The sequence below is a fragment of the Gilliamella sp. Pra-s52 genome, from assembly GCF_009795805.1.
GTDB lineage: Bacteria > Pseudomonadota > Gammaproteobacteria > Enterobacterales > Orbaceae > Gilliamella.
In genome coordinates this window covers 1-687 of record NZ_WTEY01000045.1, presented here as the reverse complement: position 1 = coordinate 687, position 687 = coordinate 1, and the positions used below count along the sequence as shown (strand labels likewise).

The 687-nt window shown below is 38.1% G+C and carries 1 protein-coding gene; it reads left to right on the top strand.

What is annotated here, in order from left to right; translation table 11 throughout:
- Window positions 1–687: hypothetical protein (locus GQ594_RS11870; RefSeq protein WP_160416525.1), on the top strand; the 687-nt coding region annotated here is incomplete at both ends.

Genomic DNA, 687 nt, shown 5'->3' with positions numbered 1-687 from the left:
GTGCCTTAGCAGACCAGTTACCTGAAAGCGAAAAGACTATCATATTAGTTGAAAAAGAGGCCATATTAGCACAAGCCGCTAAACCTGATGGCAGTTTAAGTTGGGGGATGGGAATTCATTTTACTGGTGATAATGAAAGTTATTATATTAAGGTCAAGCCATCCTATACCTTTAATCTTCCCTCAATATTATTTGATGCATCAAAAGCACGGACGTTATCAGACATCGATATGGGTAAAGTGAATGGGGGGATTAATGGAAAAATACAAACCAAAGGCAAACAACCACAATGGTATAGCTTAACGTTGGAAGATAAAAAGTATTTAATGAGTACTTACCCGTCACGCTATCCAGAGTTAAAGCTGTCAGATATTCCAGATATAGTTGAACTGATTAGTGGTGGACAGGGGCAAGCGATTAGGTTACCGAGTGTGTATTCTAATCCAGTGGATGATAACGATGTTTTTACGATTCGTTTTATGCTTGAAAATAAACCATACTGGATAGAATCGAGTAAGGTATTATACCTTCATGGACAAGATGGGCAACTAGCTTTAAACATAAGTTACTGGAATAAATTTCCGTTATCATTAGATAACAGCCTTTCCCCTCAGGAAAAAAAACGCAATACGGTATGTTATCCTCGTACCGTATCCCTAAGTTCATTAGCGCGTGAAGGTTTGATAG